Genomic DNA, 24475 nt, shown 5'->3' with positions numbered 1-24475 from the left:
TCGGGCTAGCCGCCGTGCGCGCTGGCGTATTCGCCCGGCGTACTGCCCAGCATCGAACGGAAGTCGTTGATGAAATGCGCCTGGTCGTACCAGCCGAGGCGGACCGCCAGATCGGCGAAGTCGACGCCGGGATGGCTTTCGATCTCCAGCGCCGCCTGCTGCAGCCGGTACCGGCACAGCACCCATTTCACCGGTACACCGACATAGCGCCGAAACACCCGCTGCGTGGTGCGGGCACTCCATGGCGAGAGCCCCATCACCTGCTCCACCCGGTGCAGACGATCGTCGTCGCGGATCCGCTCGACGAGTGTGGTCAGCGACGTGAACGTCGAATCCATGTCACCGGTGTATGCGGCGATCGCGTCGTCAAGGCCTGCGGCGGCCGACTCGACGGCGTTCTCGAGCTGAACTGGCGCGCCGAACAACTCGGCATCGACGGCTGCGATGCGTCCGGTCAGGTCGCCGGCGTCGCGAGCGAAGCGGGCGGTGAATCCGCCGGGACGGAACCGCGCGCCGACGACCGTGCCGCGCTCGCTGATCGTGGTGTGAAAGACCCGCTCGGTCACGCCGTGTACGAGCGTGTTCGGCAACGGAAATCCGTGGCGCGGACTGTCACTTCCCCACTCATGGGTGATATGCAGCGACGGAAAGGTGATCACCGTGTTCGCTAGCGGTTCGCGACCCCGCAGGTCCCAACTCACCGACCAGAAATGCTCGACGAACCGACCTGCTGACTCCGACGGTGCCCAGCGATCAAGGTCGAACAGCGACGTGGAGGCGGCACGGCCGACAACGCCGCGCAGTGGGGCGGCATGCGTTTCGTCCTGGTCAGCACCCACGTATCCAAGGCTACGAAGGCGTCCGCGCCGGAACACCCTTACCCCGGCGGGTCAGCCTCGCCTAACCTCTACCCGTATGTCACGCGCATTCTTGGCGACGCCGATAATCGCCGCCGGTCTCCTGGTATGCCCTGCTGTCGGCCACGCGAACGTCGACTGCCCAACCGGATGGGAGTTCGGGCCGTCCTTGAGGCTGCTGCAGAGCGATGGCTGGACGGTGACGGCCGCGACCGCAGGGCGCAGTGTCGGCGGCTCCGCCGTCGCCCTCCCACCCAACAAAGGCGTGCTCTGGCGCGGGGCCGGCGAGGGCGGCAGCGACGGCACGACCGTTGCCTTCGGCATCGGCTGGGACAACGGAACCACGACGCACTACACCGGCGTGGTCGATCAGAGCACCGGCGCATTGACCGGTGCACGTCCCGACGGTGTGACGTGGAAGAGCGCCGCGAACATGCAGTGCATCGGCGGGGCGGACACCCCACCTCCGAGCTGAAACAAAAGAGGGCACCCGACACCGGGTGCCCTCGTCGCGTGTCTTCGTCAGCGGCTCTGCTGAACGGTCATGTCGACCTGAGGCACGTTCACCGTCGGCTGGATGTCGTGAATCCAGTCGTGGTGGACGACGTCGGCCTGCGCCGGAGTGGCGAAGCCGAGGATCGCGGCGGCGAGGCCGGCTGCGGCGAACCCGGTGATCCCTGCAATTCCGAACTTCTTCATCTCAGTGCCTTCTTCGTATCTCTGTGGGCTCTTGTCGGTGCCCTCTGACCTGCTAAACCAACAGGTCAGACGGTTAATTCCGGTGGCAGAAATTGATCGGCGGTTGGCAGGAAACGATGGTTACGATTCACCAGTGGCAAAACTCGAGCTGTCCCGCAGCCTTTCGATGACACCGGCCGACGCCTGGGCACACGTGTCTGACTTCTCGACCCTGGGCGACTGGCTCAAGATGCATCAGGGCTGGCGCAGTGAGCTGCCGGACGAGCTTGAACTCGGCACCACGCTGGTAGGTGTCGCAGGAGTCAAGGGGATGCGCAACCGGGTCACCTGGACGGTCAAGGAACTCGACGCGCCGAAGCTGTTGGCGGTGACCGGCGAGGGCGTCGGCGGCACGAAGTACGGACTGCGGATGACGGTCAAACCCACCGAATCGGGATGCGACTTCACCGTGAAGATCGACCTCGGCGGACGGCCGCTGTTCGGGCCCATCGGCGCCACCGCCGCCCGGCTGGTCAAGGGAGACATCGAGCGATCGATCGAGCGATTCTCCGAGCTCTACAGCTGAAGCGCAGCGGCTGGCGCGAAATTCCAATCCCGCACCGGCGCCGGTTGGCCACGCTGGCGGACATGAGTGTTGAACCGATACCCGAGGGCTACAGCCTGACCCCGTTCCTGTGCGTCGAGGGCGCCTCCGCCGCGATCGACTTCTACGTCGCGGTGTTCGGTGCCGAGCTCGTCGACCGGATAGACGGCCCGAACGGCACGGTCGCCCATGCCGAGCTTGACTTCGGCAACGGCCGGCTACAGCTGTCCGACCCGAACGAGGCCTACCAGATCGCCGCCGCGGACCCGGCGGGGTTCGCGACCCACTCGGTGGCGCTGTACTGCGGCGACACCGACGCCGTGGTGGCGCGCGCCGAGAAGGCAGGCGCGACGATCCGCGAACCTGCGCAGACCTTCGTCACGGGCGACCGCTTCGCGTCGATCCTCGATCCGTTCGGCCAGCGCTGGACCGTGATGATGCGCGTCGAGGACGTCTCGGCCGAGGAACGCGACCGCCGAATGGCCGAGTGGGCCAGGCAGAACGCCTGACGACGAAGGCGGCGAGGGACGAGCCGACGAGGAGTCGGGCGCGACGACAACGCCTGACGACGAAGGCGGCGAGGGACCAGCCGACGAGGAGTCGGGCGCGACAAGAACGCCTAGCCCACCCGGCTACCGGTTAAGTCTGCGACTGGCCGAGGGTGACCCGCACGGTCTGAGCGGCGCCGGATGCGTCGGTGTACGTCAGAGTCACGTTGTCTCCTGGTGCCTTCGAGCGCACCGCGGCGACAAGTGCATCGGCACCGTCGATCGGCCGGTCGTCGACCTTGGTGATCACCACACCGCCCGGCAGCCCCGCAGCCGCGGCCGGACCACCGTCGACCACCTGCGCGACGGCGGCCCCGTGCGCGCCGGGATCCTGCGTCAGCTGAATGCCCAACGACGCGTGCGTCGCGCTGCCCGTCGACACCAGTTCGTCGGCGATGCGCTTGGCCTGATCGGATGGGATCGCGAAACCCAGACCGATCGAACCGCTCTGCGCGCCTTGGGACTCCGACCCGCCACCCATCGATGCGATCGCCGAGTTCACTCCGACGAGTTCACCGTTCATGTTCACCAGCGCTCCGCCGGAATTGCCGGGGTTGATCGCGGCGTCGGTCTGTATCGCGTTCATCACCGAATGCTGGCCGTTGCTCCCGTCTCCGGTGGCCACCGGACGGTCCAGCGCGCTGATGATGCCCGTCGTCACGGTGCCTTCCAGCCCGAGCGGCGAGCCGATCGCCACCACGTTCTGGCCGACCTTCAGGTCCTTCGACGATCCCATCGTGATCGGGGTCAGCCCCGAAACACCCTGCGCCCGAACGACGGCGACGTCATCGGCCGGATCGGTGCCGACAACGGTGAACGGTACGGTCTTGCCGTCGGAGAAGGCCACCGTGGCCTCGCCGCCCTGGCTCGAGAATCCGCCGTTGCCGAAGGACGGCTGGTCGCCCGGTTGATCCGGTGCCTGGCCACCCGGGAAGCCTTGATCGCCCTGTCCTTGTCCGCCCAGCGCCTGCCGATCAGCGGCAGGGCCACTCACCGCGGCCACGACGTGGTTGTTGGTCAGGATCAGACCGTCGGAGCTCAGTACGATGCCAGAGCCCTCTTCGGCGCCTTGCCCCATCGTGATCTGCAGCTTCACCACGCTGGGCATCACCTTCGCGGCAACCTGCTCGACCGAGCCGACAGGCGGTGCCGCGACGGGCTGGTTGGGGACCGGCGCCGCTGCTGTGGCGGCGGTGGCGGCGCTGTTGGCGGCGGAGGGGTCAGAGCGGTTGGCCAGCACCGCTGCGCCGAGACCGCCGGACACCACGGCCACAGCCGCGGCTGCAGCCACGACGGCGCCGGTTCGAGATCGCTTGCGTACCATGGGTATCGGTGCCGTCGGAGCCGAATCAGATTGATAGGCAGTGCCATCGGGACTGTATGGCGGCGGCGACTGCTGCGTTGCGTAACGCCAGTCGTAGGGCTGCTGATACTCCCCGGGGGGAACGCCCGAATATTGTTGCCTCACAGGCTGGCCCGGGCGTGATGCACGGCCGGATCGACGCAGCGATGACCGCGATTGCTTTTTCATGGCGTGGTTCTTCCCTTAACAGTGGGGAGCGAAATGGTTAGCCTCACTGTGCACTCGTTCACTGAGACTGGACTGAGAGAAGGATCTATACAGTCCAAGACTTCGGTCACGAGTTAGCCTGGCCGAATGTCATGTGTGTTCTGTGCCATAGTCGCGGGTGAGGCCCCCGCCATCCGGATCTACGAAGACGACGGCTACCTGGCCATCCTCGACATCCGCCCGTTCACCCGCGGCCACACGCTCGTCATCCCCAAGCGTCACACCGTCGACTTGACCGACACGCCGCCCGAGACCTGCGCAGACCTTGTCCGCATCGGACAGCGCATCTCGAAAGCGGCGCGCCGGTCCGGGTTGCACGCCGACGGCAACAACGTCGTCATAAATGACGGCAAGGCCGCATTTCAGAGCGTGTTCCACATCCACCTGCACGTGCTGCCCCGGCAATCCGGTGACAAGCTGTCGTTCGCCAAGGGCATGCTGCTGCGCCGCGATCCCGATCGTGAGGAGACCGCCAGAATCCTGCGAGACGCGCTGGCTGGACTCGACGCGGCGCAGCAGGACTGACGGACATGGCTTCCCTCATTCAGAAAACGTTCGGCACCTATCTGCGGTTGCACGACGCCGTCTATCAGCGGACCAACGGCTGGGTCGGCCATCGGCTGATGCTGCTGCCGAGCCTGCTGTTGCACACCGTCGGCGCCAAGACCGGAAAGGCCCGTACCACGTCGCTGACCTACGCGCGTGACGGAGACGACTACCTGGTGGTCGCATCAAACGGCGGCGCGTCGCGTTCGCCGGGCTGGTACCACAACCTGAAGGCTGATCCCGATATCGAAATCAACGTGGGTCCAAGGCGTTTCGCAGTAACGGCGCAACCCGTCCTGCCCGGCGACCCGGACCGCGAACGGCTGTGGAAGATCGTCACCAAGTACAACAAGTCCTACAACGAGTATCAGAAGAAGACCAGGCGCCCGATCCCGATTGTCAGGCTGACGCCAAAAGCGTGATCAGAACAGCTCTTTGGCGAGCAGTTCGAGTGTCTTGTCGCGTGCCGGTGCTGTCGCGGGATCGGTACCGCGGCGAGCCGAGGCCACCGGATGCACCATCACCTCGTCGACGCCGAACTCCTCCGCCAGTGCACGAACCTGCTCCGCGGCCTCGATCGGGTCCCCGACGACGGCTCGACGCAGACCGGACTCGACGACCGCCGACTCCTGAGATGTCAGCCGGTTCTGTTCGGCTTCCTCGACGAGATCGACCGGCCCGAGCGGCTGGCCAGTGCGCAACTTCGCCATCATCTGCAGGTTCGGCAGCAGCAACGCCATTGCCTCGTCGTGTGATTCGGCCACCACCGCGTTGACGGTCAGGAACGTGACCGGCTCGGCTGCGAGATCGCTCGGCTGGAACTCAGATCGGTAGACGGCCAGCGCCTCGGCGGTGCCCTGCCCCGAGAAGTGATGCGCGAACACGTACGGAAGCCCCTTGGCCGCGGCGAGGCGCGCGGAGTACATCGACGAGCCGAGCAGCCACAGTCGCGGCTCGCTGGTCGCGGCGGGCGTCGCCTTGAGGATGTAGTCCTGCTGAGGGATGGAGACGTGCACACCGCTGGCGCTCATCATCGCGGCGACGTGCTCCAGATACTCCGGGAACCGGTCGATGTCGCTATCGTCGCGTCCCGCCGCATTGCGGAGCAGATACGACGTCAGAGGGTCGGAGCCCGGCGCGCGGCCGATACCGAGGTCGATGCGGCCGGGATGGGCCGCCTCCAGAAGCGCGAACTGTTCGGCGACGGCCAGCGGCGCGTGGTTCGGCAGCATCACACCGCCGGAGCCGAGGCGAATATGCGAGGTGTTGGCCGCCAGGTGGGCGATCAGCACCGGCGGGCTGGTGGCCGCCACCGACGGCATGTTGTGGTGTTCGGCGACCCAGTAGCGGGTGTAACCCAGTTGGTCAGCGGTCTGCGCAAGCTTGGTGGACGCCGAAAGCGCGTCGGACGTCGACTGATCGGTGCGCACAGGGACGAGGTCGAGGACGGAAAGTCGCATATAGGAGTCAACGCTGGACATCACGCCCGCGTTCCCGCGATTTCGGTGTGATTTCCGGCGCTGAGCGAAGGTTTCCGCGCCGAAATCGCTCTGTGCCTGCCAGGGCGGCGGCCTCGCCGAAGACGTCGTCGAGCATCGCAGGGGTCAGCTTGCCGGTGAAGGTGTTCTGCTGACTCGGGTGGTAGACCCCCATCAACGTGACCTCGCCGTGCATCGTCTGCAACACAGCCGTCGCACCGTGCCCGAACTTCGGTGCGGGACGGCCCACCGAGCCACCGCCGGCACGAACCATGTCCAGCGCGGCGCGCCACGCGAACCCGCCGAGCGCGATCAGGACACGAACGTCACGGCTGACCAGGCGCCACTCGGCGTCCAGCCACGGCGCGCACGTCGCGCGTTCGGCGGGCGTCGGCGCGTTCGCCGGCGGCGCACACCGCACGGCGGCCACGATGCGAGTGGCGTTGAGCGCCAACCTATCCGCTGCGTCGACGCACAGCGACTGGTTGGCCAACCCGGCCCGATGCAGCGCCGCGAACAGAAAGTCGCCGGAGCGGTCGCCGGTGAACACCCGGCCGGTCCGGTTGGCTCCGTGCGCTGCGGGCGCCAGTCCGACGACCATCACCTGCGGCCGCGCCGCACCCCAACCCGGCGCAGGTCTGCCCCAGTAGGGCTCACCCTCATACGACTTGCGCTTCTCGACCGCGACCCGCTCGCGCCACTCGACCAGCCGCGGGCAGGCACGACACACCGACACCTCGGCGTCGACCTGCTCGACCGACTCCGCCGCTTCGGCCAACGCGCTCACCGTCGCGGCGCTGTCGGCGACCGCGGTCGCGCGCGTCGCCGGATCGCCCGGCCAACCAGAGCCCGCGGGAACCGGCGAGTCGAACCGCTTGCCGGTGCGGGGATGGGCCAGCTTCACCGCTCCACTGTGCCTGCGACGCAAAATGCGTCGCCGACCGGGCCGACCCGCTGTTAGATTCCTGAAGAGATACCCCATGATCAACGGCAAGCGCGGACCGCTATTCACCATCTTTTTCGCCGCGCTGATGGCCGGTGCGGGTAACGGCATCACGATCGTCGCGTTCCCTTGGCTGGTGCTGCAGCGCAACGGATCCGCGCTCGACGCGTCGATCGTCGCGATGGCCGGAACCATTCCCCTGCTCGTGGCCACGCTGATCGCCGGCGCCGCGGTGGACTATCTGGGCCGCAAGCGGGTCTCGATGATCTCCGACGCGCTGTCCGCCTTGTCGGTTGCCGCCGTCCCGGTGCTGGCGCTGACCTTCGGCGTGCACGTCGTCAACGTCGCCGTCCTCGCAGGCCTCGCCGCGCTCGGCGCGCTGTTCGATCCCGCAGGCATGACGGCGCGCGAGACGATGCTGCCCGAGGCCGCCGCCCGGGCCGGCTGGACGCTGGACCGGGCCAACAGCGTCTACGAGGCGGTGTTCAACCTCTCCTACATCGTCGGGCCGGGCGTCGGCGGCCTGATGATCGCCACCCTCGGCGGGGTGAACACCATGTGGGTGACGGCGGGCGCCTTCGTGCTGTCCATCCTCGCCATTTCCACGCTGCGGCTCGAAGGTGCAGGCACACCGAACCGCAATGCACTCCCCGAAGGCGTCTGGGCGGGCGTCGTCGAGGGGTTGCGCTTCGTGTGGAACAACAAGGTTCTGCGCACCCTGGCCATCGTCGACCTCGCCGCGACCGGTCTCTATATGCCGATGGAATCGGTTCTTTTCCCGAAGTACTTCACCGATCGCAACCAGCCCGCGCAGCTGGGCTGGGCACTGATGGCGCTGAGCGTCGGCGGGCTGGTCGGCGCGCTGAGTTATGCAGTGCTGTCGAAGTATTCGAAGCGCCGGACCGTGATGCTGACAGCGGTGCTCACGCTCGGCGTCGCGATGACCATCATCGCCTTCCTGCCGCCGCTACCGCTGATCCTCGTGCTGTGTGCGATCGTCGGGTTCGTCTACGGCCCGATCGCGCCGATCTACAACTACGTCATGCAGACCCGCGCCCCGCAGCACCTGCGCGGGCGGGTCGTCGGCGTGATGGGGTCGCTCGCCTACGCCGCGGGGCCGCTCGGGCTCGTGCTGGCGGGCCCGCTGGCCGATGCCGCAGGCCTGCACGCGACGTTTTTGGCGCTGTCGCTGCCGATGCTGGTGCTCGGCGTTGTCGCCGTATTCCTGTCCGGGCTTCGCGAACTGGACCGCGAGCCCGCGGTCGAGCAGTAGAACGCTTTCGTTAAGAGCCGACTGATCTTGGGTACCCGTGTGACGCAAACCACAAATCGAACATCGAGGTTGGCTCGTGTACCAGCAAGTTCTCGATCCGGTTGGCCATTCCCTCGCGTGGAGTTCGCTGGTCGCGGCGATCCCCCTGCTGCTGTTGTTCGTGCTGCTCGGCGTCCTGAGAGTGACCGCATGGGTGGCGTCGCTGATATCGCTTGCCGTCGCCATCGCCGTCGCTGTCCTGGTCTACGGGATGCCGATCGGTCAGTCGCTGCTGGCAGGCACCGAAGGTGCCGCGTTCGGCTTCTTTCCAATCTTGTGGATCGTCATCAACGCGATCTGGGTGTACCAGCAGACCGTTGAGACCGGGCACTTCGACGTGCTGCGCCGCTCCTTCTCTCAAGTCAGCGACGATCAACGCATCCAGGCCGTCCTGATCGCGTTCTCGTTCGGCGCCCTGCTGGAGGCACTGGCCGGCTTCGGCACACCGGTCGCGGTGACGTCGGTGATGCTGATGGCACTCGGGTTCAAGCCGATGAAGGCCGCCGCTCTCGCACTTGTCGCCAACACCGCACCCGTCGCATTCGGCGCAATGGCCACGCCGATCCTCACCCTCGCCAAGGTGACAGAACTGCCCAGCGACACCCTCGGCGCGATGGTCGGCAGGCAGACGCCGCTGCTCTCGGTGCTGGTTCCGTTGGCCCTGGTCGCCATCGTCGACGGCTGGCGCGGCATCCGCGAGACGTGGCTGCCCGCGCTGGTATGCGGAATCGTCTTCGGGCTCGGCCAGTTCGCCACGTCCAACTTCGTCTCGGTGCCGCTGGCCGACGTGGTTGCCTCGCTGCTGTCGGCCGCCGCGGTGGTCCTGCTGGTCCGAATCTGGAGACCCCGTCGGACGTACACCGAGGCGGCCGTCGTCGCAGGCGGCGCGGCGGATACACCGACGCCCGAATTCGCCAGGCGGGTCGAGCATCCCGACTCACGGGCCGACGTGGTCAAGGCCTACGCCCCGTACGCGATCATCATCGCGGTCTTCGTCATCTGCCAGATCACCGCCGTGAAGAAGCTGCTCGACAAGGCGACGATCAAGTTCGGATGGCCGGGCCTCGACGTCGTCAGCCCCAAGGGAAAGCCGGTGTCGCTCACCGAATTCACTTTGAACCTGCTCACCACACCCGGCACCCACATGCTCATCGCGGGCGTGCTGACGATGTTTGTGCTCAAACTGTCGGTGCCGCGGGCGGTCAAGGCATACGGGACGACACTGCACCAGCTGCGCTGGGCGATCGTCACGGTGATGGCGGTGTTGGCGCTGGCGTTCGTGATGAACCTGTCGGGGCAGACGATCACGCTGGGCACCTGGATGGCCGCGGCAGGTGGCGCGTTCGCCCTGCTGTCGCCCATCCTCGGCTGGCTCGGTGTCGCGGTCACCGGGTCGGACACCTCGGCCAACTCGCTGTTCGGCGCCCTTCAGGTCACCGCGGCGAATCAGGCCGGGTTGTCCGATGTGCTGATGGCCGCGTCGAACAGCTCGGGCGGCGTGCTGGGCAAGATGATCTCGCCACAGAATCTCGCGATCGCCGCGGCGGCTGTCGGCATGAACGGCAAGGAAGGCGACATCTTCCGACGCGTCGTCATCTGGAGCATGGCGTTCCTGGCCCTGCTGTGCGTCCTGTCTGCGCTGCAGGCCTCGCCGGTGCTGTCCTGGATGGTGCCGTCGTGACGGCTCGTAGCATCGAACCGTGAGCGTTCTCGACAGCCTGACCGCCGACCTGCCCGACGGCATGGTCGTCACCGACCCCGCGATCACCGAGGGGTACCGCCAGGACCGCGCGCTCGACCCGGCGGCGGGCAAGCCGCTGGCCGTCGTGCGCCCACTGACCACCGAGCATGTGCAGATCATCATGCGCTGGGCGAGCGCCCACCGGGTTCCGGTCGTGCCGCGCGGGGCGGGCAGCGGACTCTCCGGCGGGGCCACCGCCCTCGACGACGGCATCGTGCTGTGCACCGAGAAGATGCGCGACATCACCGTCGACCCCGTCACGCGCACCGCGGTCTGTCAGCCAGGCCTGTTCAACGCCGAGGTGAAAAAGGCCGTCGCGCAACATGATCTGTGGTACCCGCCGGACCCGTCGTCGTTCGAGATTTGCAGCATCGGCGGCAACATCGCCACCAATGCGGGCGGGTTGTGCTGCGTCAAGTACGGCGTCACCACCGACTATGTGATGGGTTTGCAGGTGGTGCTGGCCGACGGGACGGCGGTACGGGTCGGCGGGCCTCGGCTGAAGGATGTCGCGGGGCTCAGCCTCACGAAGCTGTTCGTCGGCAGCGAGGGCACGCTGGGCATCGTCACAGAGATCACGCTCCGGCTGCTGCCCAAGCAGCACCGGTCGGCCACCGTGGTGGCAAATTTCGCGACGGTCGACGCGGCCACCGACGCAATACTGGGGGTGGCCTGCCAGATGAGGCCGTCGATGCTCGAGTTCATGGACGCCGTGGCCATCAACGCCGTCGAGGACAAGTTGAAGATGGGCCTGGACCGGGACGCGGCCGCGCTGTTGCTGGCGGCCTCCGACGAACGGGGCCGGTCGGCGGCCGAGGACGCGAAGCTGATCGCCGACGTGTTCGGCGAGAGCGGCGCAACCGATGTGTTCACCACCGACGACCCCGACGAGGGCGAGGCGTTCGTCGCCGCCCGCCGTTTCGCGATCCCGGCGGTGGAGGCCATGGGCACGCTGCTGCTCGAAGACGTCGGCGTGCCGATGCCGCGCATCGGCGACCTTGTCCGCGGCGTCGAGCGCATCGCCACCGAGGGCGACGTGATGATCTCGGTGATCGCACACGCAGGCGACGGCAACACCCATCCGTTGATCGTGTACGACCCCGCCGACGCCGCGATGGCGGAACGGGCCGAGCGCGCGTTCGGCCAGATCATGGATCTCGCGATCGGACTCGGCGGCACCATCACCGGGGAGCACGGCGTCGGCAGACTGAAAAGGCCCTGGCTGGAGGACCAGGTCGGGTCCGAGGTGATGGACCTCAACCGGCGCATCAAACAGGCGCTTGATCCCGGGAACATCCTGAATCCCGGCGCCGCCATTTGATGACAATTCGCTGTGCCCTGTTGACAGGGCATGCATTCCTGTCGTACTCATAAGACATGACCGCCACACTGTCTCACCGCACGCCTGCCCAATTCGAACTCGCCACCGCCGCGACCTGGTCCAACCCGTGGCCGATGTACCAGGCACTGCGCGACAAGGACCCGGTGCACCACGTGGTCCCGGAAGACCGGCCCGACCTCGACTACTGGGTGTTGTCGCGGCACGTGGACGTATGGAACGCGGCGCGCGACCACGAGACGTTTTCGTCGGCGCAGGGCCTCACGGTCAACTACGGCGAACTCGAGATGATCGGTCTCGCCGACAACCCGCCGTTCGTTATGCAGGATCCGCCGACGCACACCGAGTTCCGCAAGCTGGTGTCACGCGGTTTCACGCCGCGTCAGGTGGAGGCCGTCGAGCCCGCCGTGCGGCAGTTCGTCATCGAGCGTCTCGAGCGTTTGCGCGCCGCAGGCGGCGGCGACATCGTCGCCGAACTCTTCAAGCCCCTGCCGTCGATGGTCGTCGCACACTATCTCGGCGTCCCCGACGAGGACCGCGCGCAGTTCGACGGGTGGACCGAAGCCATCGTCGCCGCCCAGACACAGGAGGGCGGTCTGGCATCAGCAGGTGAGTCCGCAGGCGAGGCGGTGGCTTCGATGATGGCCTACTTCACCCAGCTGATCGAGCGCCGCCGCCGCGAGCCCGAGGACGACACCGTGTCGCATCTCGTCGCCGCGGGCATCGGCGCCGACGGTGACATGGCCGGGATGCTGTCGATCCTGGCGTTCACGTTCACGATGGTCACCGGCGGAAACGACACCACGACCGGCATGCTCGGCGGCGCGGTGCAGCTGTTGCACCAGCGGCCCGATCAGCGCCGGCTGCTGATCAACAATCCGGACCTGCTGCCCGATGCGGTCGACGAACTGCTGCGGCTCACCTCGCCCGTGCAAGGCTTGGCCCGCACCACCACACGCGATGTGCGGATCGGTAATTCGACCATCCCGGCCGGGCGCAAGGCACTGTTGCTCTACGGGTCGGCCAACCGCGATGAGCGTGAATACGGCGCCGACGCAGGCGAACTCGAGGTCCGCAGGCGTCCGCGCAACATCATGACATTCAGCCACGGCGCGCACTTCTGCCTCGGCGCGGCCGCGGCCCGGATGCAGTCACGGATCGCGCTGACCGAACTGCTCGCGCGCTGCCCCGAGTTCGAGGTCGACCTCTCCGGAGTGGTCTGGGCCGGCGGGAGTTACGTCCGCAGGCCGCTGTCGGTTCCCTTCCGGGTGATCTCGTAATGGCGGGCAACGACTGGCTGGGCGACCGCCGCACAGAGGTGGCCGCCGACCGAATCCTCGACGCCGCGGACGCACTGTTCGCACAGCAGGACGCCGCAACCGTCGGCATGCACGAGATAGCCAAGGCCGCAGGATGTTCGCGCGCGACGCTGTACCGGTATTTCGAGAACCGGGAAGCGTTGTACACCGCGTACGTGCACCGCGAGAGCTACCGGCTGTTCCACCAGATGACCGAACAACTCAGCGGCGTCGACGAGCCACGTGAGCGGCTCATCGAAGGCATGGTGTCGTCGCTGCGCAACGTGCGCGAGAGTCCCGCACTGTCATCGTGGTTCGCCACCGCGCAGCGGCCGATCGGCGCGGAGATCGCCGAGCAGTCTCAAGTGATCAAGGCGCTCACCGAGGCGTTCCTGATCTCGATGGCGCCCGACGCCGCCGAGGTCGTCGAGCGCAAGGCGCGCTGGCTGGTACGGGTGATGACGTCGCTGCTGGTCTTCCCCGGACACGACGGGGCCGACGAGCGGGCGATGATCGAGCAGTTCGTCGTCCCGATGGTGGTGCCGACGACGCAGGACGCGACGGGCTAGGCGCCTTACTGCCTCGACATCGAGATGTTGAGTTTGTCCTGCGCGGTGACCAGGTGGTCGTGGCTGTCCTGACCGATGTCGATGATGACGCGGTCGATGGTGCCGGTGAACGTGTTGCCGCGCGGACCGTAGTCGGTTGAGGTCGGCGAACCGGTGTCCGATCCGACGTCGCAGGCTTCGTCGGCGGAGAAGGCCATCGGTTCGGTCTGCTCGACTCGTGCTGCGCCAACAGCCTTTCCGTCGTAAAGCAGCGTGACCTCGCCACCCTTGCCGAGGCCTCCGCCGTCGTACTTGAACTCCATCCGTACCTCGTGATCGCCGGATGGGATCGGCTCGTCCGCGGTGACGAAGTAGTACTCGATGCCGAAGAAGTTGTAGCAGTACTTCAGCCGCCCATCGTGTGCGTATAGACACCATCCGCCGACGCCGCCGCCCTGGCTGACGATCACACCGGCCGCGCCTGCGTCGGGCACGGTGATTTTCGCGGTCACCGAGTGGGATTTGTTCTTGATGTTGAGTACGCAGTTCTCCAGCAGCCGCATGCCCGAGAACAGCATCTGGGTATCACCCTTGATCAGTTGCGGCCGCCCGGCGATGTCCGGGTTGAAACGTTCGAACGACCGGTCGTCAAGCGGAACAACGTTGTACTTGGTTGCCTCGATGAGCCAGAGCCGTTGCATGTGGGCCAGCTTCTCGGGGTTCTCGGACGCCAGATCGTGGGCCTGGGTGTAATCGTCGGGCCCGTAGAGCTCCCACACATCGTCATCGAGCGCCGGCTGGTCGTTCAGCCAAGGAGTGCGGTGCTTGGTCACCGCCGTCCAGCCCTTGTGGAACAGGCCCCGGTTACCGAACATTTCGAAGTACTGGACGGTGTGCGTTTCTGGCGCATTACCGTCACGCAGCGTGGCCAGCATGCTGACACCCTCCAATGGCGCCTGTTGGATGCTGTTCACGATGGTCGGCGCGGGGATGGCGGCTGCCTCGAGAATCGTCGGCGCGACATCGATGACGTGATGGAACTGATTGCGCGTCTCTCCTTTGCCCGCAATACCTTTGGGCCAGTGCACGACCGTCCCGTTTCGGGTGCCACCCCAGTGCGATGCCACCTGCTTGGTCCATTGATAGGGCGTGCAGAGCGCGTGTGCCCAGCCGACGGCATAGTGGTTGTAGGCGTCGGGTGTGCCGAAGTCGTCGATCTTGGACAACAGAAACTCGGTGGTCTCGATGTCGGGAAGGCCATTGAGGGTGGTCATCTCGTTGAAACAACCCTTTGGTGTGCCTTCGGCGGACGCGCCGTTGTCTCCGAAGATGTAGTACACCAGTGTGTTCTCTAGCGCGCCGAGGTCGTCGATCGCGTCGATGAGGCGTCCGACCTCGTAGTCGGTCTGCTCGAGGAAGCCGGCGTAGATCTCCATCTGGCGGGCCAGCACCGGTTTGAGCTCCGCAGGCATGTCGTCCCACGCGGGGATCTCGTCGTGACGCTTGGTCAGCTCGGCGTCTGCCGGCACGACGCCCAGTTCCTTCTGGTTGGGCAGAATCCGCTCCCGCAGTTTGTCCCAGCCGTCGTCGAACGTGCCCTTGTACTTGTCTGACCACTCCTTCGGGACGTGATGTGGCGCATGCGTCGCACCCGGCGCGAAGTACATGAAGAACGGCTTGTCGGGAGTGAGCGCCTTCTGTTGGCGGACCCACGTGATCGCGCGATCGGACAAGTCCTGGGTCAGCGTGTAGCCCTCTTCAGGCGTCTTCTCCGGCTCGACCGGCTTGGTTCCCTCGTAGAGGCCGGGGTAGTACTGGTTGGCCTCCCCGCCGATGAAGCCATAGAAGTGCTCGAAGCCCGAGCCCGTCGGCCACTGCTGGAAGGGGCCCACCGGCGAGACCTCCCAGACCGGCACCTCGTGACACTTACCGAACTGGCTCGTCGAGTAGCCGTTGAGCCGCAACGTCTCCGCGATAGGCGCCTTGTCTTTCGGGCGCACACTGGAGTAGCCCGGTGCCGACGTTGCGATCTCGGTGATGCCACCCATCCCGACCGAGTGATGGTTGCGACCGGTCAGCATCGCCTGCCGGGTCGGTGAGCACAGTGCTGTGGTGTGAAAACGGTTCAGCTTCAATCCGTTGGCGGCCAGCCCTTCGGCCACCGGCGTATTGCACGGCCCGCCGAAGGCCGACGCAGCGCCGAAACCCACGTCGTCAATCAGCACGATCAGGACATTGGGCGCACCCTCGGGTGGTCTCAGCATGGTGATCGGCGGGTAGGTGGTGTCCGGATCCTTGGCGTCGTAGGTTGTCAGGCCAACGTGTTGAGCATCGGGAATCGGCAGGATGTCCCTCCGAACCTCCGGCGATGTCGTCGTGTTCGAGGTTTGTCCGTTGTTGTGCGCTGACGAGCTGGGCATGGGGGTCCTCTCGGCCTCCTCGAACCACACTTCTTGGGCCCGAGGAGGCAAGACTATTGCGGCTCGTTGTCGACGGAGGTCTTTTGACGCGAGCGACAAACACAGTCGGCCGAATACCCTCAAGAAATCGAGACTGCGGGCAGTGCGTGAATTCGCCAGGAATGGCGATCTCCCCGCAGTTTCGGCAGGGTGCCTACGGCGAGCGCACCCGGGTGAAGCGGTGCAGCAGCCATGCCAGCGGAACGGTCACGATGAACGTCGCCACGAAAAGGACGGGCATCGATCCGGTGTAGATGTGGACGTGCAGGATCTCGACCATCACCAGGTCCATCGTCACCAAATGGATCAGGAAGATCTCATAGGAGATCTCGCCGAGGAAGACCATCGGGCGGCTGGCCAGCAGCCGTGCATACCAACCGCTGTCACCGAGCGCCAGCGGCGCGACCGCCAGTGTCGCGATCACCGCGTAGAAGACCGCCTTCCAAATTGCAGGCGCCAACGCGTAGGGCGACGTCGTCGGTTCCCCCGCAATCGGAGTCGAGGCGATGAAGTAGCTCACCACCGCGACGGGTATCACCGCGAAGGCGTAGCAGCGGACGCCCATCACCGAAAGGACCGCGAGCAGCATGCCGCCGACGAACCACACCAGGTATGTCGGTAGCCACAGGCGCGCCCCGTCGGGCAACCCGTCGACGGTGTGGACGAAGATCAACCACGCAGGCGTCACCGCGGCCAGCAGCAACAAGCCGCCGAGCACCAACACGGGACGCCACCGGCGGCGGCACAGCACGCCGAGCAACAGCCAAGCCAGCAGCGGCAGCACGACGTAGAACGCGGCTTCCACAGCCAGACTCCACATTTGAGTCAGGCCCTGATGCAGATACGAGTACATGTACTGGTCGGTGTAAATCTGCGTCAGGCTCAGGTTGCGGAGGAAGCCGATCCAGGTATGGCCGGGGTTCGGCCCGGCGTGGCGAAAGTGGTAGACCGCATACGCCGCGATCACCGTTACCGCGTATGCGGGCATGATGCGCCGCACCCGGTGCCAGGCATATCGGCGCACCGAGGGCCAATCCGCTCCAACCGCGGTCGCCTTCACCCACGGACTGAACAACAGAAAGCCCGACAGCACAAAGAAAATCGGCACGCCGATCTCCATCCGCGCGTAGACCAGGCCGACATAGCCGTGCGTGTACTTTCCTGTGGTGTAGGCGGCATGGGTCGCCAACACCAGAAGCGCGGCGACGGCGCGGATCCCGGTGAGCGACGCCACCCGCTCGGGCGCCGCGACGGATTCGAGCCCGCCCTGGGCCACCGCGCCGGTGACGTCCTTGGACACGGTCATTTCGGCTTGCGGTGTGGCTTCTTCGGTCCGCGGTCGGGTTGCAAATCGATCAGCTGACCCTGAATCCGGGTCTTCGCAAGGGCTTTCAGTGTCTCTTTGGACAACTTCGCGGGAAGTTCGACCAGCGAGTACTCCGGCCGGATCGTGATGTGCCCGAAATCGCTTCGGTGCAGACCGCCTTCGTTGGCGATCGCACCCACGATGGCACCTGGCATCACCTTGTGCCGCTTGCCGACCGCGATGCGATACGTGGCGAGGTCGGTGCGGACGTCCCGCCGCTTGCGCGGCCCCCCGTCATCGCGCGGGTCTCGGTCGGGACGCTCGCGACGCTTCTCCGGTGGTGGTTCCGTCATCAGGAACTCTTCCCCGTCACGGCTCTGCAGGGCCAGCGCGGCGGCGATGTCGGCCATGGACACGTCGTGGTCGCGTTCGTAGCCCTCGATCAGCTTGCGGAACAGGTCGATTCCCGGCGCGTTGAGCGCGGTGGTGATCGAGTCCCGGAACTTCTCCACCCGCTGGGCGTTCACGTCGTCGACCGACGGCAGCCGCGACTCGACGAGCTTCTGACGGGTGACCCGCTCGATCGAGTTGAGCAGGTGCCGTTCGCGTGGCGTGACGAACAGCAGCGCCGCGCCCGACCGCCCGGCCCGGCCGGTGCGCCCGATCCGGTGCACATAGGACTCCGGATCGTGCGGGATGTCGTAGTTCAGCACGTGTGAGATGCGATCGACGTCGAGCCCGCGGGCCGCTACGTCGGTCGCAATCAAGATGTCGAGCTTTCCGTCCTTGAGTGAGGCGATGGTGCGCTCGCGTTGAGCCTGCGGGATGTCGCCGTTGATGGCCGCCGCCGCGAAACCGCGCGCCTTGAGTCGGTCGGCGACCTCCTCGGTGGCCTGCTTGGTGCGGACGAACACGATCATCGCCTCGAACGGCTCGACCTCGAGCAACCGGGTGAGCGCGTCCATCTTCCGGTGCCCGGAGACCTGGATGTAGCGCTGCGAGATGTTGTCGGCGGTCGCGGTCTTGGACTCGACCTTCACCTGGACCGGGTCGTGCAGGTATTTGTTGGTGATCTTGCGGATCGCGGGCGGCATCGTCGCGGAGAACAGCGCGACCTGCTTGTACTCAGGCGTGCCTTCAAGGATGCGTTCGACGTCCTCGGCGAAGCCCATCTGGAGCATCTCGTCGGCCTCGTCGAGCACCAGGTAGTCGAGGTGTGAGAGGTCGAGGGTGCCCTTCTCGAGGTGGTCGATGACCCGGCCCGGAGTGCCGACGACGACCTGGGCGCCACGCTTGAGCCCGGCCAACTGCGGACCGTAGGAGGCGCCGCCATAGATCGGCAGCACGTTCACCGCCAGGCGCGCGCCGTAGCGGCTGAACGCCTCGGCGACCTGAAGCGCGAGCTCTCGCGTCGGCGCAAGCACCAGCGCCTGGGTGATGCGGCTCGACGTGTCGATCTTCGACAGAATCGGGATGGCGAACGCCGCGGTCTTGCCCGTGCCGGTCTGTGCGAGGCCGACCACGTCAGACCCCGCGATCATCGCGGGGATGGTCGCCGCCTGGATCGGCGACGGCGACTCGTATCCGACGTCGGCTACGGCCTGCAGCACCGCGGGGTGAATCTGCAGGTCGGCAAAGGTGGTTTGCGCGGCGAACGCGTCGCTGTCGGGCGTGGTCATCGGGGTGTCAGTCTAATCGCCCGCACCCGCTCGACCCGCCGCGCCGCCTGCCGGGTCACCGGCCGAGTTGGCGGTACGGTGCCCAACTGTGAAAAGGCGTCCCGGGCCGCTCGGCCGGCGACATCTGGCGGCGACCGCTGCCGCGGCGGGCGTCCTCCTGCTGGCCGGCTGCGGATCGGGTGACTCGACGGTCTCCAAGACGCCGGATGCGAGCACAACCACCGCCGCACCTGCACCCGCGACCGCGCAGCCCGCACCGCCGCGCCCCAGCGCCGCGCCCAGCACGGCGGCGCCCGACCCGTGCGCCGTGAACCTCGCCGCGCCCGAGATCGCCAAGGCCGTCTCCGAGCTGCCGCGCGATCCCCGCAGCGGGCAGGCGTGGAGTCCCGAGCCGCTGGCGGGCACATACAACGAATGCGCCCAGCTATCGGCAATCATCGTCAAGGCCAACACCAACGCCGAGAACCCCAACACCCGCGCGGTGCTGTTTCACCTCGGCAAGTTCATCCCTACAGGCGTGCCCGACACCTACGGATTCAACAGCGTCCAGCCGTCGGAAAGCACGGGTGACACCGTCGCGCTTGTGTACTCCAACGGCACGCCCGGGCTGGACAGCGTGGTGAAATTCCGCTGGAACGGCGCAGGCGTCGAGCTGATCGGCAACACGCCCGGCTGACCGTTCGCCGAAACGTCCGTTTGGGTGACGACACGCCGCGAAATTGCGCCCAAATGCACGTTTGGGCGACAGTCAGCGGGGGCTGACTGTCGGCCGGCTCCCCTACAGTTGGGCACGTGTTCGTCGCCGACGATCGAGTGATCTACAGTGCCTCCGACCTCGCAGCCGCGGCCCGCTGCGAGTACGCGCTGCTGCGCTCGTTCGACGCCAGGCTCGGATGGGGTCCGCCGGTCGCCGCCGAGGACGAATTGCTGGCCCGCACGGCGAAACTCGGCGGCGAGCACGAGCAGCGCCATCTGGGCGAATTGCGGTCGGCGGCAGAGGGCACGGTGGCCGTCATCGGTCGGCCCCACTACACCGTCGCCGGTCTCGAGGCGGCCGCCGAAGCGACCTTACGGGCGGTGCAGCGGCGGGCGCCGGTGATCTACCAGGCGGCCATGTTCGACGGCCGGTTCGTCGGTTTCGCCGACTTCCTGGTGTTCGACGGCGAGCGCTACCGGTTGCGCGATACGAAGCTCGCGCGGTCGGTCAAGGTCGAGGCGCTGTTGCAGCTGGCGGCGTACGCAGAGACCCTGGCCGCGGCGGGCGTGCCGGTCTCCGACGAGGTCGAGTTGGTGCTGGGCGACACCGCCACCGTCGGCTACCGCGTCGATGAGCTGGTGCCGGTGTACCGGCCGCGGCGAGCCGAACTGGAACGCCTGCTCGACGGCCATCTTGCCGGCGGCAGGGCGGTCAGATGGTCCGACGACCACGTCCGCGCCTGCTTCCGGTGCCCGGAGTGCACCGATCAGGTCCGCGAGCACGACGACCTGCTGCTTGTCGCGGGGATGCGGGCCAGCCAGCGCGCCCGGTTCATCGACGCGGGCATCGCCACCGTGACAGACCTTGCCCGGCACGACGGCGCCGTTCCGGAGTTGTCCGCGCGTACGGTCGCCACGCTGAGCGCGCAGGCGCGTTTGCAGCTGACGCCACGCATCGACGGAAAGCCGCCGTATGAGATCGCCGACGCGCAGCCATTGATGGTGCTGCCCGAGCCCGACAAGGGTGACTTGTTCTTCGACTTCGAGGGCGACCCGTTGTGGACGGACGACGGCCGTGAATGGGGTCTGGAGTATCTGTTCGGCGTTCTCGACACCGCCGACGATTTCAAGCCGCTGTGGGCGCACAACCGCACCGACGAGCGCCAGGCGCTCCGCGACTTCCTGAAGATGGTCCGGCACAGGCGCAGGCGCTTTCCGCACATGCACATCTATCACTACGCGGCGTATGAGAAGACCGCGCTGCTGCGCCTCGCCGGGCGCTACGGCGAGGGTGAAGACGAAGTGGACGACCTGCTTCGCAACGGCGTTCTCGTCGACCTCTATCCCTTGGTGCGCAAAAGCGTTCGGGTCGGGACGGAGAACTACAGCCTGAAGTCGCTCGAGCCGCTGTACATGGGTGGGCAGCTTCGCAGCGGGGATGTCACGACGGCTACCGACTCGATCACGCAGTACGCGAAGTACTGCGAGTTGCAGGCCGCGGGACGGGACGACGACGCGGCGATCGTCCTGAAGGAGATCGAGGACTACAACCGATATGACTGCACGTCGACGCGCAAGCTGCGGGACTGGTTGATCTGTCGGGCGATCGAGCACGCCGTGCCTCCTGTCGGCGCGCAGCCGGTCGCCGACAGCGCCCCCATCACCGACGACGACACGTTGGCGCGCACGCTGGCGAAGTTCGTCGGCGACGACCCCGCCGGCCGCAGCCCCGAACAGACGGCGGTGGCGATGATCGCGGCGGCCCGCGGCTATCACCGGCGCGAGGACAAGCCGTACTGGTGGGGACATTTCGACCGGCTCAACAATCCGGTCGACGAGTGGGGCGACAATTCCGACGTCTTCATCGCCGAGAAGGCTGTAGTCGAATCCGATTGGCACACACCACCGAAAGCGCGCAAGCCGCAGCGGTGGGTGCGGCTCTACGGCGGCATCGCGACGGGCGAGCTGAGCAAGTCGATGTACGCGCTCTACGAGCCGCCCTCCCCTGCCGGCCTGACCGATGACACCGAACGCAGGGCGTTCGGGTCGGTCACCGTGACGGAGTGTGACGATCCGGCCGCACCGACCGAGGTGCTCGTCGTCGAACGGGAACCCAGGAAGGGCGGCCCATTCGATCAATGCCCGTTCGCGCTGACCCCCGGGCCGCCGATCTCGACGGGTCCCCTGCGCGACTCGATCGAGGCGACCGCCACCGAGATCGCTGCCGGTCTGCCCCAGCTTCCGCCCAGCGCGGTCATCGACATCCTGCTGCGCTGTCCACCGCGGACCGGCAGCGGTGCACCGCTCCCACGAAATCCGGTGGCGGCCGAGTCGATCACCGCAGCACTGCTCGACCTCGACTCGTCGTACGTGGCGGTGCACGGACCACCGGGAACGGGTAAGACCTTCACGGCGGCAGCGGTGATCGCGAATCTCGTCATGCACAGCGACTGGCGCATCGGTGTCGTCGCGCAGTCGCACGCCGTGGTCGAGAATCTGTTCCGCGACGTCATCGCTGCCGGAGTCGACCCGGCGCTGGTGGCCAAGAAGAAGCACGGCACCGACGCGTGCTGGCAGGAGATCGACGAGAAGGAGTATCCGGCGTTCATCGCCGACCATGACGGCTGCGTGATCGGCGGCACCGCGTGGGACTTCGCCAATCCCGGCCGCGTGCCTCGAAACAGCCTCGACCTGCTAGTCATCGAGGAGGCCGGGCAATACAGCCTGGCCAACACCATCGCGGTGGCACCGGCCGCGAGAAACCTACTGCTGCTTGGGGATCCGCAGCAGCTACCGCAAGTCAGCCAGGGCACCCACCCCGAACCGGTCGACACGTCGGCACTGGGCTGGCTGGTCGACGGCAGGCACACGCTGCCCGCCGAACTCGGCTACTTCCTCGACGTGTCCTACCGCATGCACCCAGCGGTCTGCGCGGCGGTGTCGCGCCTGTCCTATGAGGGTCGGCTGCGCTCGTTCGACGGCGTGACGGCGGCGCGCACCCTCGCCGGCCACGCCCCCGGCGTTCGGGTGCTCACCGTCGACCACGATGGCAACTCGACCGACAGCCCTGAAGAGGCCGACGCCATCGTGGCCGAGGTGAAACGGCTGCTCGGATCGGCGTGGACCGACGAGCACGGAACCCGCTCTCTGAAACAGGACGACGTGCTGGTGGTGACGCCCTACAACGCGCAGGTGGTGCTGCTGCGCCAACGTTTCGACGCGGCCGGACTGGCCGATGTGCGGGCGGGCACCGTCGACAAGTTCCAGGGCAGGCAGGCGCCGGTGGTGTTCGTCTCGATGACGGCGTCCTCCATTGACGACGTTCCGCGGGGAATCGCGTTCTTGCTGAACCGCAATCGGCTCAACGTCGCGATCAGCCGGGCCAAGTACGCGAGCATCATCGTCCGATCCGAGACGCTGACCGAGTACCTTCCGACGACGCCGGACCGCCTGATCGAATTGGGCGCGTTCCTGTCGCTGCCGTCGTGTGATAAACCCACGGAGTGACCGATTCGCTGGCCGACCGGCTCGCCGGGATCGTCGGCGCCGCGCACGTCAGCGCCGATCCCGACGTCCTCGACGGCCGCAGCGTTGACCACACCGGCCGCTACCGAGGGCGCGCCAGCGTCCTGGTGCGGCCGGGAACCGCCGAGGAGGTCGCCGCGGTGCTTCGCGCGTGCCGCGACGCCGACGCCCACGTCACCGTCCAGGGTGGACGCACCTCGTTGGTGGCGGGCACCGTTCCCGAGCACAACGACGTGCTGCTGTCGACTGAGCGGCTGACCGATATCGGCGAGGTCGATGCCGTCGAACGACGAATCCAGGTCGGAGCGGGCGTCACGCTGGCCGATGTGCAGCGGGCGGCGAAAAAGGCCGGATTGGTGTTCGGTGTCGACATCGCCGCGCGCGACTCCGCCACCGTCGGCGGCATGGCGTCGACGAACGCAGGCGGACTGCGCACCGTGCGCTACGGCAACATGGGCGAGCAGGTGATCGGCTTGGACGTGGTGCTGCCCGACGGTTCAATTGTCAGACGGCACAGCCAAGTTCGTCAGGACAACACCGGCTACGACCTCGCATCGCTGTTCGTCGGCGCGGAGGGGACGCTCGGCGTCATCACCGGACTGGATCTGCGACTGCACCCCATACCGACCAACCGGGTGACGGCGGTCTGCGGGTTCGCCGATCTCGACGATCTCGTCGAGGCGGGCCGTGAGTTCCGCGACATGGACGGCATCGCAGCGCTGGAGCTGATCGACGCCCGCGCCAGCGCACTGACCGCCGAGCACCTGGGCCTGGCCGCGCCGGTCGAGGGCGCGTGGCAGCTGCTCATCGAACTCGCCGCCGACTCCGACCAGACCGAGCAGTTGGCCGACGCGCTGGATCAGGCACGGCTGACCGGTGAGCCCGCCGTCGGTGTCGACGTCAACACCCAGCAGCGGCTGTGGCAGGTCCGCGAATCGCTCGGCGAGGTCCTCGGCGTCTACGGGCCGCCGCTCAAATTCGATGTGTCCCTTCCCTTGTCGGCGATCGCGGGGTTCGCCCGCGAATCCGGTGAGCTGATCGCCGAGCATGCGCCCGACGCCATCCCGGTGCTGTTCGGCCACATCGGCGAGGGCAACCTGCACCTCAACGTGGTGCGCTGCGCGCTGGAAGGGGAGCGGGAGGCCCGACTGTATTCGGCGATGATGGCGTTGATCGCCCGGTGCGGAGGCAATGTCAGCTCGGAACACGGTGTCGGCAGCCGCAAACGCGACTACGTTCCCATGTCGCGAACCGAGGGCGACATCGCTGCGATGCGGGTGGTCAAGACCGCGTTCGACCCTGGCGGCTATCTCAACGCGGCCGTGCTGTTCGACTAGTGGTACCGACC

Annotated in this window: 21 protein-coding genes; 13 read left to right on the top strand and 8 right to left on the bottom strand. The window is 66.8% G+C overall.

Annotated elements, in window-relative coordinates; genetic code table 11:
• Positions 1-5: 5 nt before the first annotated feature.
• Positions 6-839, bottom strand: a complete 834-nt coding sequence (locus QOC76_RS17495) for a helix-turn-helix transcriptional regulator (RefSeq protein WP_526358581.1) — start codon at positions 837-839, stop codon at positions 6-8.
• Positions 840-915: 76 nt separating this feature from the next.
• Here QOC76_RS17495 and QOC76_RS17490 point away from each other — a divergent pair, with 76 nt between their 5' ends.
• Positions 916-1332 carry a hypothetical protein gene (locus tag QOC76_RS17490; protein WP_526358579.1) on the top strand — a complete coding sequence of 139 codons (417 nt, stop codon included), beginning with the start codon at positions 916-918 and terminating at the stop codon, positions 1330-1332.
• Positions 1333-1379: 47 nt separating this feature from the next.
• Here QOC76_RS17490 and QOC76_RS17485 read toward each other — a convergent pair whose 3' ends face one another.
• Complete coding sequence (locus QOC76_RS17485) at positions 1380-1556, bottom strand: hypothetical protein (RefSeq protein WP_526358577.1); 177 nt, start codon at positions 1554-1556, stop codon at positions 1380-1382.
• A 133-nt stretch (positions 1557-1689) separates the two neighbouring features.
• Between QOC76_RS17485 and QOC76_RS17480 the strand changes: the two genes are divergently transcribed.
• Positions 1690-2121, top strand: a complete 432-nt coding sequence (locus QOC76_RS17480) for a type II toxin-antitoxin system Rv0910 family toxin (protein WP_526358575.1) — start codon at positions 1690-1692, stop codon at positions 2119-2121.
• Between the two features lie 62 nt (positions 2122-2183).
• The gene (locus tag QOC76_RS17475) at positions 2184-2648 is read left to right on the top strand and encodes a VOC family protein (RefSeq protein WP_526358573.1); all 465 of its coding nucleotides are present in this window, start codon (positions 2184-2186) and stop codon (positions 2646-2648) included.
• A gap of 130 nt (positions 2649-2778) precedes the next feature.
• Here the strand turns inward: QOC76_RS17475 and QOC76_RS17470 are convergent, their stop codons facing one another.
• A complete protein-coding gene (locus QOC76_RS17470; RefSeq protein WP_526358571.1) occupies positions 2779-4218 on the bottom strand; it encodes a S1C family serine protease in 1440 nt (479 codons plus the stop codon).
• Positions 4219-4344: 126 nt separating this feature from the next.
• Here QOC76_RS17470 and QOC76_RS17465 point away from each other — a divergent pair, with 126 nt between their 5' ends.
• Both QOC76_RS17465 and QOC76_RS17460 read left to right on the top strand, forming a co-directional pair.
• The gene (locus QOC76_RS17465) at positions 4345-4782 is read left to right on the top strand and encodes an HIT family protein (protein WP_526358569.1); all 438 of its coding nucleotides are present in this window, start codon (positions 4345-4347) and stop codon (positions 4780-4782) included.
• 5 nt (positions 4783-4787) lie between these two features.
• Positions 4788-5225 (top strand): nitroreductase family deazaflavin-dependent oxidoreductase, encoded by a 438-nt coding sequence (locus QOC76_RS17460; protein ID WP_526358567.1) that lies wholly within the window; start codon positions 4788-4790, stop codon positions 5223-5225.
• Here QOC76_RS17460 and QOC76_RS17455 read toward each other — a convergent pair whose 3' ends face one another.
• Positions 5226-6263 (bottom strand): LLM class flavin-dependent oxidoreductase, encoded by a 1038-nt coding sequence (locus QOC76_RS17455; RefSeq protein WP_526358704.1) that lies wholly within the window; start codon positions 6261-6263, stop codon positions 5226-5228. It abuts the gene before it with no gap.
• Positions 6264-6270: 7 nt separating this feature from the next.
• Positions 6271-7185, bottom strand: coding sequence for a uracil-DNA glycosylase (locus QOC76_RS17450; protein WP_526358565.1), 915 nt, complete (start codon positions 7183-7185; stop codon positions 6271-6273).
• Positions 7186-7261: 76 nt separating this feature from the next.
• On the opposite strand from QOC76_RS17450, the gene tap reads away from it, so the two are divergent.
• The 5 genes from tap (at position 7262) to QOC76_RS17425 (ending at position 13483) form a co-directional block, all read left to right on the top strand.
• A complete protein-coding gene (gene tap / locus QOC76_RS17445; protein ID WP_526358563.1) occupies positions 7262-8497 on the top strand; it encodes a multidrug efflux MFS transporter Tap in 1236 nt (411 codons plus the stop codon).
• A gap of 76 nt (positions 8498-8573) precedes the next feature.
• Positions 8574-10217 carry an L-lactate permease gene (locus QOC76_RS17440; protein WP_526358561.1) on the top strand — a complete coding sequence of 548 codons (1644 nt, stop codon included), beginning with the start codon at positions 8574-8576 and terminating at the stop codon, positions 10215-10217.
• Between the two features lie 61 nt (positions 10218-10278).
• Positions 10279-11598 (top strand): FAD-binding oxidoreductase, encoded by a 1320-nt coding sequence (locus QOC76_RS17435; protein ID WP_526358702.1) that lies wholly within the window; start codon positions 10279-10281, stop codon positions 11596-11598.
• A gap of 56 nt (positions 11599-11654) precedes the next feature.
• Complete coding sequence (locus tag QOC76_RS17430; RefSeq protein WP_526358559.1) at positions 11655-12896, top strand: cytochrome P450; 1242 nt, start codon at positions 11655-11657, stop codon at positions 12894-12896.
• Positions 12896-13483, top strand: coding sequence for a TetR/AcrR family transcriptional regulator (locus QOC76_RS17425; protein ID WP_526358557.1), 588 nt, complete (start codon positions 12896-12898; stop codon positions 13481-13483). Before QOC76_RS17430 ends, QOC76_RS17425 begins: the two co-directional genes overlap by 1 nt.
• 5 nt (positions 13484-13488) lie before the next feature.
• Here the strand turns inward: QOC76_RS17425 and QOC76_RS17420 are convergent, their stop codons facing one another.
• The 3 genes from QOC76_RS17420 to QOC76_RS17410 form a co-directional block, all read right to left on the bottom strand.
• Positions 13489-15882, bottom strand: coding sequence for an arylsulfatase (locus QOC76_RS17420; protein ID WP_526358555.1), 2394 nt, complete (start codon positions 15880-15882; stop codon positions 13489-13491).
• Positions 15883-16075: 193 nt separating this feature from the next.
• Positions 16076-17227: an acyltransferase family protein gene (locus QOC76_RS17415; protein ID WP_526358553.1), complete on the bottom strand. Its 1152-nt coding sequence runs from the start codon at positions 17225-17227 to the stop codon at positions 16076-16078.
• A complete protein-coding gene (locus tag QOC76_RS17410) occupies positions 17224-18906 on the bottom strand; it encodes a DEAD/DEAH box helicase (RefSeq protein ID WP_526358551.1) in 1683 nt (560 codons plus the stop codon). The genes QOC76_RS17415 and QOC76_RS17410 overlap by 4 nt, the downstream gene beginning before the upstream one ends.
• A 124-nt stretch (positions 18907-19030) precedes the next feature.
• Here QOC76_RS17410 and QOC76_RS17405 point away from each other — a divergent pair, with 124 nt between their 5' ends.
• From QOC76_RS17405 to QOC76_RS17395, 3 genes are all read left to right on the top strand, one after another.
• Positions 19031-19582: an LppP/LprE family lipoprotein gene (locus QOC76_RS17405; RefSeq protein ID WP_526358700.1), complete on the top strand. Its 552-nt coding sequence runs from the start codon at positions 19031-19033 to the stop codon at positions 19580-19582.
• A gap of 116 nt (positions 19583-19698) precedes the next feature.
• Positions 19699-23109: a TM0106 family RecB-like putative nuclease gene (locus QOC76_RS17400; RefSeq protein WP_526358549.1), complete on the top strand. Its 3411-nt coding sequence runs from the start codon at positions 19699-19701 to the stop codon at positions 23107-23109.
• Positions 23110-23117: 8 nt separating this feature from the next.
• Positions 23118-24464, top strand: coding sequence for an FAD-binding oxidoreductase (locus tag QOC76_RS17395; protein ID WP_526358698.1), 1347 nt, complete (start codon positions 23118-23120; stop codon positions 24462-24464).
• The last annotated feature ends 11 nt before the right edge of the window (positions 24465-24475 follow it).

This window comes from Mycobacterium sp., assembly GCF_032159565.1.
Lineage (GTDB): Bacteria > Actinomycetota > Actinomycetes > Mycobacteriales > Mycobacteriaceae > Mycobacterium.
Note: the sequence above shows the minus strand (reverse complement) of the source record. Positions and strands in the feature narration are given on the sequence as shown.

What these genes read in the sequence shown, in the direction of transcription:
- QOC76_RS17490 (WP_526358579.1), top strand. Translation starts at nt 916, where the DNA reads ATGTCACGCGCATTCTTGGCGACGCCGATAATCGCCGCCGGTCTCCTG.
- QOC76_RS17485 (WP_526358577.1), bottom strand. Translation starts at nt 1,556, where the DNA reads ATGAAGAAGTTCGGAATTGCAGGGATCACCGGGTTCGCCGCAGCCGGC.
- QOC76_RS17475 (WP_526358573.1), top strand. Translation starts at nt 2,184, where the DNA reads ATGAGTGTTGAACCGATACCCGAGGGCTACAGCCTGACCCCGTTCCTG.
- QOC76_RS17470 (WP_526358571.1), bottom strand. Translation starts at nt 4,218, where the DNA reads ATGAAAAAGCAATCGCGGTCATCGCTGCGTCGATCCGGCCGTGCATCA.
- QOC76_RS17465 (WP_526358569.1), top strand. Translation starts at nt 4,345, where the DNA reads ATGTCATGTGTGTTCTGTGCCATAGTCGCGGGTGAGGCCCCCGCCATC.
- QOC76_RS17460 (WP_526358567.1), top strand. Translation starts at nt 4,788, where the DNA reads ATGGCTTCCCTCATTCAGAAAACGTTCGGCACCTATCTGCGGTTGCAC.
- QOC76_RS17455 (WP_526358704.1), bottom strand. Translation starts at nt 6,263, where the DNA reads ATGCGACTTTCCGTCCTCGACCTCGTCCCTGTGCGCACCGATCAGTCG.
- tap (WP_526358563.1), top strand. Translation starts at nt 7,262, where the DNA reads ATGATCAACGGCAAGCGCGGACCGCTATTCACCATCTTTTTCGCCGCG.
- QOC76_RS17435 (WP_526358702.1), top strand. Translation starts at nt 10,279, where the DNA reads ATGGTCGTCACCGACCCCGCGATCACCGAGGGGTACCGCCAGGACCGC.
- QOC76_RS17430 (WP_526358559.1), top strand. Translation starts at nt 11,655, where the DNA reads ATGACCGCCACACTGTCTCACCGCACGCCTGCCCAATTCGAACTCGCC.
- QOC76_RS17425 (WP_526358557.1), top strand. Translation starts at nt 12,896, where the DNA reads ATGGCGGGCAACGACTGGCTGGGCGACCGCCGCACAGAGGTGGCCGCC.
- QOC76_RS17420 (WP_526358555.1), bottom strand. Translation starts at nt 15,882, where the DNA reads ATGCCCAGCTCGTCAGCGCACAACAACGGACAAACCTCGAACACGACG.
- QOC76_RS17415 (WP_526358553.1), bottom strand. Translation starts at nt 17,227, where the DNA reads ATGACCGTGTCCAAGGACGTCACCGGCGCGGTGGCCCAGGGCGGGCTC.
- QOC76_RS17410 (WP_526358551.1), bottom strand. Translation starts at nt 18,906, where the DNA reads ATGACCACGCCCGACAGCGACGCGTTCGCCGCGCAAACCACCTTTGCC.